Raw genomic sequence first — 8,872 nt, 5'->3', positions numbered from 1 at the left:
TCTACAGTTCGGGTACGGGACCTCCGGACACCACGGGCCCAGCGCGGGGACCGCCCCCCGGGGGGGGGGGGGGGGGGGCGCCCCCGGGGGGGCGACGACGTCGTCGCCGGCCCGGATCGTGACGGCGGCGTCGGGCGCGTCGGGATCGGTGTGCACGGTCACCTCGACGCAGCGCTCGGCCAGCAGCGGCGTCAGGGTGAGGCGCTGGACGTGGACCGCCGGCACGCACTCGACCCACACGGTCTGCCAGATCCCGGACTGCGGGGCGTACCAGATGCCGCCGCGGTCGAGCCGCTGCTTGCCCCGCGAGTGGTGGCCGGTGTCGGTGCCGTCGCGGACCGCGACGACGAGCGAGTTCTCGCCGTCGCGCAACGCCTGCGTGACGTCGCAGTGGAAGGGCAGGTAGCCGCCGGTGTGACCGCCCACCGGGAGGCCGTTGACGAACACCTCGCAGGTCTGGTCGACCGCGCCGAAGTGCAGCAGCACCCGCGAGGGCGCCTCGGGCCGGAACCCGGCGGGCAGCCGCAGCGACCGCCGGTACCACAGCGTCTGCTCCGGCCGCAGCTGCCGCCCGACGCCGGACAGCGGCGTCTCCGGCGAGAACGGCACGACGATCTCGCCGTCGTACGCGTCCGGTTCGGCCGCCGTGTCGGTGATCGCGTACTGCCAGGGACCGTTGAGGTTGAGGTAGCTGTCGCGGACGAGCTGCGGGCGCGGGTACTCCGGCAGCGGCCGGTCGCGGTCGAGGGCCGCGCCCCACGGCGTCAACAGCGGCGGTCGCGTCATGCCCGAACTCCCGAACGGTCCTGCCGGCGCCGCAGGGCGAACACCGGGACGACGATGAGGGCCAGCACCGCCAGCGCGGCGAGGAAGATGCCGGGCGCGGGCACCTGCTTGACGACGCCGAGGTCCGTGTAGGTCTCGCCGGCGCCGGTGATCACCGCCGCGCCGAGGTACGGGCCGACCAGCATCGGCACGAGGATCGCGAAGATCATGCGCAGGCCCTGCACGTGCCCGGCGCGCTCCGGCGGCGAGTAGTCCCGGACCAGCGCCCCGATCGGGGCGAGCACCAGCATGAACCCGGACATCATCAGCACCCCGGCCGCGATCACCGGCCCCATCCCGCGCGCCAGGTACATCGCGAGCAGGCCGGCCGCGTAGACGGCGACGGCGGGCAGCAGGAACCGTTGCTTGCCCACCCGGTCGATGACGCGGCCCGCGAGCACGCTGACGAGCGACGCGCCGAGCAGCACGGAGCCGAGCACGACGGCGTAGCCGTCGATGTCGAGGTAGTGCCGCACGTAGATGATCAGGTACGGCAGGAACACCTGGGTCGACACCCCCCAGATCGACCAGGCCGACAGCGCCAGGTACAGCCCGGGATTGGCGCGGACCGTGCTCGGGCGCAGCCCGTGCAGCAGCGACCGCAGCATGCCCTCCCCGTGGCGGACGGGCACCCGCTCGTCGCGCACCAGGAACCACGCCAGCAGGCCCGCCACGGCGATGATCCCACCGACGACGAGGAAGAACGTGCGCCACTGCCCGGCCCTGGTGAGGCCGTCGAACGCGCCGAAGACGACGAGCATCGCCAGCAGCGGCATGGTCGCCAGCACCGACTCGACCCGCCCCCGGTTGGCCGGCCGCGTCACGTCGGTCACCCACGCCTGGAACGCGGCGTCGTTGGCGCCCGAGCCGAGGAACGACATCACGCAGTCCAGGACGATCACGGCGGTCACCGCCACAAGCACGGCGTTCGCCGCGGGCGCCAGGGCGCCGACGCCCTCGACCGTGAGCAGGCCGAACGCCGCGGTGGTGCCGCCCCACGCGAGGTAGCCCCCGGCGATGAAGACGCGGCGGCGCCCCAACCGGTCGGACACCACCCCCAGGAGCAGCGTGGCTGTCGTGGCCGCCACCGCGCTCGCCGCCACCATGGTGGCGATGGCGGTGGCGTCGTCGGTGATCGTGTCGTAGACGAACACGTTGAGGTACATGTTCTCGACGGTCCAGGCCAACTGCCCGACGAACCCGAGCAGCACCAGGGACAGCCACGTCCGCCCGCCGAGCCTGCCGTCGACGTGGTCGACCGCCGGGGTCGCGGGGACGGCGACGACGGGCCTCGGCATTGCGAACCTCCTGCGGGACGGACCCGGCGCCGCGAAACGTGAGGCGATCTTACATATGCCGGGCGGGTGGGCCGTCGCCGCGACCCACAGAATCTCGGCGAGCCGCGCCGCCGGCGATCAGGCCGGCGTCACCCCGCCGAACCGTCCGGCTGCTCGAGCGCGTCCAGCCTGCGCCGGAGCAGGTCCCGTTCGGGCGTGGTGCCCGCCAGGTCGATCGCCCTGCGGTAGGCGACGGCCGCCTCGGCGTGCCGCCCGGCGCGGCGCAACAGGTCGGCCCGGGCGACCGCGTACGGGTGGTAGTCGCGCAGCCGTGCCTCGCCGGACAACTCGTCCAGCAGCGCCAGGCCCGCCTGCGGGCCGTCGCGCATCGCCACCGCGACGGCCCGGTTCACCGCGACGATCGGGGAGCCCGTCAGGGCCAGCAGCACGTCGTAGAGCGCCACGATCTGCGGCCAGTCGGTGGAGGCCAGGTCGGCCGCCTCGTCGTGCAGCGCGGCGATGGCCGCCTGCACACCGTACGGGCCGGGCGGACCGCCGCTCAACGCGGCCCGGACCAGCCCGATCCCTTCGGCGATCATGGCGTGGTCCCAGCGGCCACGGTCCTGGTCCTCCAGCAGGACCAGTTCACCGTCCGGCCCGGTACGCGTGTCGCGCCGGGCGTGGACGAGCAGCATCAGGGCGAGCAGCCCGGCCACCTCCCGCTCGGCCGGCAGCAGCCGGCGGAGTATCCGGGCCAGCCGGATCGCCTCCTCGGCGAGATCGACCCGTTGCAGCCGCGGGCCCGCGCTCGCCGCGTACCCCTCGGTGAAGATCGAGTACACCGCGCGCAGGACTCCCGGCAGCCGCTGCGGCAACTCGTCCGCCGACGGCACCCGGAACGGGATCCGCGCCTGGCTGATCTTCCTCTTCGCCCGCGTGATCCGCTTGGCCATCGTCTCCGTCGGCACCACGAACGCCCGCGCCACCTCGGCGGTGGTCAGCCCGCCGAGGAAACGCAGCGTCAGCGCGCCGCGGTCCTCGGCCGCCAGCGCCGGGTGCGCGCAGGTGAAGAAGAGCAGCAGCCGCTCGTCGGGCAGGTCGCCGTCCGTGCCCGGGGGCGGGACCGGCCCGGCCCGGTCGGCCTCCACCTGGAGGATGGCCAGCCGTGCCGCGTACGCCTGGTCGCGGCGCAGGCGGTCGATGGCCCGGCGCCGGGCCGTGGTCATCAACCACGCGCCGGGCCGGACCGGAACCCCGTCGACCGGCCAGGACACCAGCGCCGCCTCGATCGCCTCGGAGGTGACCTCCTCGGCCAGGTCCAGGTCGCCGAAGCGGCGGGCCAGGGCGGCCAGCAGCCGACCGCGCTCCTCACGGAACACCGCCGCCACCAGCTCCATCGGCGTCCCGTGCGACGCCGCCGGTGTGCCGGCCGCCCTCGCGTCCATCCCGGTCAGGCCCCGAACTCGGCGACCGGCCGGACCACGACCGAGCCCTCGCCGCGAGCGCCGGGGCAACGGGCGGCCCAGTCCAACGCGGCGTCGAGATCCGGTACGTCGATGACGTAGAAACCGCCGAGGACCTCGCGCGTCTCCGCGAACGGCCCGTCGGTCACGACGCGCCGACCGTCCGACCCGACCCGCACCGTCGTGGCCGTCACCAGGTCGGCCAGCGACTCCCCGGAGACGAGGACGCCGGCGTCCCTGACCTCCTTGTCGTACGCGATCCAGTCCTCGACGGTGCAGCCGCTGTCCACACCGTTCCCGTCCACCGCACCCGCATTGATCAACAGCATGTACTTCACGATCCAGCTCCTCTTCGTTGTCGTTCCCGTGCGGCGGCGGCCGCACGCAAGCACTACGAACGAGATGCCGCCGGATGGACACACCCGCCAGAAAATGTTCGACGGCCCCGCCCCCGCCGGTCGCCCGGATGCGCCGTCGGCGGGGTCGTGAGGACCGTAGCCCGGGGCGACGGCGGGTCCGACCCCCGGGGGCGGCACCGCCCCGGCCGGTCGGGCCGTCGCGGTGCCGTCGACGTCGCCGGCGCCCGCGCGGCCGTCGCACGACGTGAGGCTCCGCGTCAGCCTGGCCGGCCACCCCGACCGGCCTGTCGTCTCTCGGCGGCGGGAGCGGTCACGCCAGGTCGTAGAGCAGCCGGTAGTAGGCGATGCGCTCGGGATCGGGGTGGATCCCGTACGCGTCGTACAGGATGCCGTCGAGGCCGGGACCGTAGTCCCAGTCGAGGCTCCACGTCGCGACCGCCAGATCGGCCCAGCGGTCGGCCACCCCGAGCGAACCCAGGTCGACGTGCGCGGCGAAGGTGCCGTCGTCGTGCAGCAGGGTGTTCGGGGTGCACGCGTCTCCGTGGCAGACCACGAGGCGGTCGACGGTGGGCGGCGCACCGAGCCGGGCCCTGGCCTCGCCGAGCCCGAGATGCCGGTGCTCGGGAAACCAGTCGGCCGGTCCCTCGCCGGCGGCGATGCGCTCGTCGGCGCGTACGAGCCGCCGTTCGACGCTCCAGTCGAAGGGGCACCGGTCCGCCGGCAGCGCGTCGTGGAGCAGCCGCAGCCCGCGGCCGATCGCGGCCGCCGCCACCGCGGGCTCGGCCTTCCACCGGGGCTCCACCGCCGACCGGCCGGCGACGGCGGCGGTGACCAGCCACGCGCCCCCGGCGTCGGTGCCCTGGCCGAGGACCGGTGGGACCCGTGCCCAGCGCTGAGCCCAGGCCAGGCGTTCGGCTTCGCCGGGCAGGTCGATCTCGGGGGTCCCGGCGGCAACCCACTTCACGTACCGGGCGCCGTCGTCTCCGTCCAGGCGGAAGGTGAGGCCGCCGAGCTCGTTCCGCCACACCAGGGTGATGTCGGCGTCGCCGGCGAGCGCCGTGACGACGTCGGGGACCGGCACCGGCCCGGTCGGAACCTCGGGAAGGACGGGACGACCGCTCACAAGATCGGATTCTGGCAGAGGCGTGGCCCTGCCGGCCATCGATTTCACGCAGTGGCGGTGGTCGTCGGCGGCGGGGGAGCCGGTGCGATGTCCACCATCAGACCGGGGCGGCCCGGCGGACGAACAGCGCGGTGGGGCAGGTGCGTGGTCGGGTCCTCGGGGCGAAGGGCCCGACCACGCGTGACCTCGTCGTGCTCACCCGCGTACCTGCGCGCGCTCCCGCCACCGGCAGAGAGGTGCACGCGCGCGCCTGCCGTCGGGCGGGGGAGTCGGCTAGGCCTTTGCCGTCTGGCTCATGCAGTGGGCGGGGGTACGCCGGATGTCATCCCTCGGGATCGTGCAGTGAGGTCGAGGAGAGCAGCGGCTGAAGCAGGGCGGGGTTCATGGCCGCCGGCAGCCGCCGGGCCATCCCGGCGAGGAGATCGGCGACCTGGACCCGCGGATCGTCGCGGGAGTCGACCATCACCAGCCCGGCCAGGGGCGAGACACCGGCCGGCAACGCCCCGGCCCTCCCGGCGTCCGGCGCCGAGGGCCTGCCGTCGCCGGCCAGCACCTGTTGGAGGCGGGTCAACCGATCCGCCGTGAGGGCGCTCTGCTCGTCGTGGGTCACCAGCACCTGCCGCCGCCCGCCGCTCCAGGACAGGACCGTCTCCGCCAGCGCCGGCAGCATCGGTTCCAGCGGTGGCGGGATCGACCGGTCCTCGTTGTCGAGCCTGGCCAGCACATCCCCCACGCGGGTCGGGCCGAGCCCGTCGAGGACGGCGTCGGCCGGTGCGCCGAGGCCGCGTCGGAGCAGCGCGTCCCGGGCCGCGAAGAACCGCTCCGCGTTCCGGGGCCCCAGACGTCGCCGTTTGATCCGGACCAGGTCGACGAAGGCTGCCAGGAAGGCGTCCCATTCGCCTCCGGCGAAGCGCCCGGCACGGTAAAGCGCGAGAGCGGCCGGACGGTGGGCCTGGGTCAGGCGGGTGCCGGCCGCGTACGACGGCTCGGTCAGCAGCAGGTCGACGATCCGGGTCACGAGGAAGAACTCCTTGTCGACCAGGTGGACGTGCGCGCGGCCCTTCAGCGCCGTCAGGAGCCACCCCAGCGCCTCACCCGCGCCCGGGCCGCGAAGGAACTGCCCCGACTTGAACTCGTGCGGCGAGAACCGGAACCCGGACCGCAACGCCGTGATCAGCTCGACGGCCTCGTCCGCGCTCAGGTCGACACTCGCGTGCGTGATCACCGGGGCGGTCGAGTGGAGCAGATTGGTGCCCGAGAATCCGGACTCGTCACAGGCGATCTCCACCACGGCGCCGACCACCGCGCCCGCCGGCGGTAGCCCACCCTGAAGCGGCGATCTCACCACCGGTCCCCTCCCCATGCCGCTCATGGTCGCCCGTGCCCCCTGATCGGACAATCCAATTGCCTCCGGAAGTCGACCGCGCTTCCGGGCGTGGGCGACGTCCGCACGCGGCGGAGCCGGGTGCGGGCCTCCACCGTGCCGACCGGTGTGCGCGCGTGGATATCTGTTCGACGCCGGGCCGTCCCGCAGGCAGGATGCCGATCCATGGCGAATCACGGGTCGACAAGACCGCCGAGGCTAGCGACCTGGGCGGAGGTCGACCCGGCCCGATTCCCGTTCGATCCGGTCGAGGTGCCGGCGTTGGTCCGGACCGTGCCCCCCGTGGTCGGGCAGTCCGACCTGTGGGCATGGACCGAATCCGTGAGCGCCGTGTTGTGCGACCGCTTCGGGCCGTGGGCCTACCGCTGGTACTGGGCGCCGGACGAGTGGCGACAGTGGGACTGGATCACCAGCTTTCCTCCGCCCGCCGAGGCGCCGGCGCTCGCCGCCGACTCGCTGCTGGCCTGGCGGCGGTGGCTGGAGGAGATCGCCGAGCGGTTCGACCGGTTCCTGCCGTTGCTCGATCCGGTGGCAGCCGCCCGGCCGGGCGACCTCGCCGCCGCCTGGGAGTCGGCTGTCGCGGACCTGATGCGGTTCGCCGTGGCTCCCGTCGCCGACGACGACAGCTGGCAGGGCTGGTGCCGCATGGTCCTCCAGTGGCTGCTCACCGTCACCGGCGTCCCGGCGGAGACCGCGGAGGCGTTGGTCGACACGGCGGTCGACAGGCGCTTCGACGACTGGGTGCCGCTGCGCGCCGCCGACGTCGCTGACGTCGCCGAACGGCTCAGCCGCGATGTGCTCAGCCTTGCCGGGATCGTGCCGGCCGCCGTCGCCGACAACTGGCCGGACAGTTGGCCGCAGAACTGGCCGACGTGGCGGGCGACGAACACGACGGGCCACGGGTAGACAGTCGTGATCGGGCGCTCGGCGAGGGCGCCCGAGGCGGGTCGCGGACGACGGTGCTCACGCGGATGACGGGCCGGCTGGTCACGCGTGGGCAGCCGGATCGAACACCCAGTGGTTGGTCTGGAAGACGCGTCCCGCGAAGACCGTGCGCTCCTCACCGAGGAGGGCGAACCCGGCCGAGCGGCAGATGGCGTTCGACGCCGCGTTCGTCGTGCTCGGGAACGCGTGGATCAGCCCCCAACGCCCGTCCGCCCGGGCCAGCTCGAGAACCGTGCGAACGGCTCGGCCCGCCAAGCCCCTGCCCTGGAACTCCGGCAGGATCATCCAGCCGATCTCGGAGACGTCCCCGTGGGGGTACAGCGTCACCGTTCCCGCCACCCGCGCGGAACCATCGGGAATGATCATCTTGATCCACGCGCTGTCCGCCCGAACCGTGTCGAGGTCACGCTCGAGTTGTCCGGCGATCCGATCGGGCGACTGCGGGCCGCCGAGCTCCGTCATCATGACCGGATCACCGCGCAGGCGGAGATATGCGTCGAGGTCGGCCGGCTCCACGTCGCGTAGGCGCATCTCGGGAGCCTACCGGCGGCAGTCCAGGGGCGGCCCGGCCACGATGCCGGGCCGCCGCCATCGCCGACCGGTGGAACGCGACCCGTTGGGCCGCCGAGGCGTGGGCGCAGCCCACCACCTGAACGACCGGCGAGGTGTACGAGAGAGCAGTCACCCATTGACAACTATCGCTGCAAAGTGTTACCAAGCGTACGCGAAGTGACAACGGGGGGTTGGTTCGGAGTGTTCCTGTCTCGTGCCGTCCGCATGCCGACGACGGCTCCGGAGCCGCACCGCATGACGACGGCCTGACGTGGTCGGCCTGCGCCCCGTGCCCGCCGTCGGCGTCGCCCCGATCAGGGTCACCTTCCTGCTCCACGGCGCGGTGCAGGGCGTCTGGGCCGCCCAGATCCCCGCGGTTCGGGAGAGCCTGCGCCTGTCCGCCGGTGACCTGGGGTTCGCGCTGCTGCTGCAGGTCGTCGGGGGAGTGGCGGCGCTGGCGTTCGCGGGCCCGCTGGTGCGCCGCCACGGCGCCCCCGTGGCCATCCGCGTCGGCCTGGTGAGCTACGTGCTGGTGCTGCTCGCCATCGCGCTGACGCCCTCGTTCGCCGTCCTGCTCGCCGTGATGGTGCTGCTCGGCGCCACGGGCGCGGTGAGCGACGTGGCGATGAACGCCTACGCCGTCGCGGTCGAACGTGACCTGGACAGGCCGATCATGTCCGGCCTGCACGGGGCGTGGAGCGCCGGGTCGCTCGCCGCGGCCGGGCTCGCGGTGGCCGGCGCGACAGCCGGCCTCGACGCCTCCGCCCTGCTCGTCGTCGCGACGGTGGCGCTGCTCGCCGTCGCCGTCCCCACGCTGGTCGGCGTCGTCGCCGGCGCCCTGGCCGGCCAGCGAGGCGTCCACCCGCACAGTACGGAAGAGGACCCTGAATAACACCATTAAAACACCCTACACTTCATGCAGTTTGACTTATTCTGTATATTCC

General features: G+C 73.5%; 9 protein-coding genes. 2 read left to right on the top strand and 7 right to left on the bottom strand.

The window, feature by feature from the left end; all coding sequences use genetic code 11:
* From ACWENR_RS27740 to ACWENR_RS27715, 6 genes are all read right to left on the bottom strand, one after another.
* Positions 1-786 (bottom strand): sugar-binding domain-containing protein (locus ACWENR_RS27740; RefSeq protein WP_452279895.1); only part of this gene is annotated, 786 nt, incomplete at its 3' end.
* Positions 783-2,123 (bottom strand): MFS transporter, encoded by a 1,341-nt coding sequence (locus ACWENR_RS27735; RefSeq protein ID WP_452279894.1) that lies wholly within the window; start codon positions 2,121-2,123, stop codon positions 783-785. The genes ACWENR_RS27735 and ACWENR_RS27740, both read right to left, overlap by 4 nt.
* Positions 2,124-2,251: 128 nt before the next feature.
* The gene (locus tag ACWENR_RS27730; protein WP_452279893.1) at positions 2,252-3,547 is read right to left on the bottom strand and encodes an RNA polymerase sigma factor; all 1,296 of its coding nucleotides are present in this window, start codon (positions 3,545-3,547) and stop codon (positions 2,252-2,254) included.
* A gap of 5 nt (positions 3,548-3,552) precedes the next feature.
* The gene (locus ACWENR_RS27725; protein WP_452279896.1) at positions 3,553-3,894 is read right to left on the bottom strand and encodes a YciI family protein; all 342 of its coding nucleotides are present in this window, start codon (positions 3,892-3,894) and stop codon (positions 3,553-3,555) included.
* A gap of 340 nt (positions 3,895-4,234) precedes the next feature.
* On the bottom strand, positions 4,235-5,047 hold the full coding sequence (locus ACWENR_RS27720) for a phosphotransferase (protein ID WP_452279892.1): 813 nt from the start codon (positions 5,045-5,047) through the stop codon (positions 4,235-4,237).
* Between the two features lie 322 nt (positions 5,048-5,369).
* On the bottom strand, positions 5,370-6,392 hold the full coding sequence (locus tag ACWENR_RS27715) for a DUF3800 domain-containing protein (protein WP_452279891.1): 1,023 nt from the start codon (positions 6,390-6,392) through the stop codon (positions 5,370-5,372).
* Between the two features lie 360 nt (positions 6,393-6,752).
* Between ACWENR_RS27715 and ACWENR_RS27710 the strand changes: the two genes are divergently transcribed.
* Positions 6,753-7,337: a hypothetical protein gene (locus tag ACWENR_RS27710; RefSeq protein WP_452279890.1), complete on the top strand. Its 585-nt coding sequence runs from the start codon at positions 6,753-6,755 to the stop codon at positions 7,335-7,337.
* A gap of 81 nt (positions 7,338-7,418) precedes the next feature.
* On the opposite strand, the gene ACWENR_RS27705 is transcribed toward ACWENR_RS27710, so the two are convergent.
* The gene (locus ACWENR_RS27705; RefSeq protein ID WP_452279889.1) at positions 7,419-7,907 is read right to left on the bottom strand and encodes a GNAT family N-acetyltransferase; all 489 of its coding nucleotides are present in this window, start codon (positions 7,905-7,907) and stop codon (positions 7,419-7,421) included.
* Between the two features lie 292 nt (positions 7,908-8,199).
* Between ACWENR_RS27705 and ACWENR_RS27700 the strand changes: the two genes are divergently transcribed.
* On the top strand, positions 8,200-8,820 hold the full coding sequence (locus tag ACWENR_RS27700; protein WP_452279888.1) for an MFS transporter: 621 nt from the start codon (positions 8,200-8,202) through the stop codon (positions 8,818-8,820).
* Positions 8,821-8,872: the final 52 nt, after the last annotated feature.

The sequence above is a fragment of the Micromonospora sp. NPDC004336 genome (genome assembly GCF_053602615.1).
Note: the sequence above shows the minus strand (reverse complement) of the source record. Positions and strands in the feature narration are given on the sequence as shown.

Coding starts and splice junctions, on each gene's coding strand:
- ACWENR_RS27705 (WP_452279889.1), bottom strand. CDS start 7,907: ATGCGCCTACGCGACGTGGAGCCGGCCGACCTCGACGCATATCTCCGC.
- ACWENR_RS27730 (WP_452279893.1), bottom strand. CDS start 3,547: ATGGACGCGAGGGCGGCCGGCACACCGGCGGCGTCGCACGGGACGCCG.
- ACWENR_RS27735 (WP_452279894.1), bottom strand. CDS start 2,123: ATGCCGAGGCCCGTCGTCGCCGTCCCCGCGACCCCGGCGGTCGACCAC.
- ACWENR_RS27725 (WP_452279896.1), bottom strand. CDS start 3,894: ATGCTGTTGATCAATGCGGGTGCGGTGGACGGGAACGGTGTGGACAGC.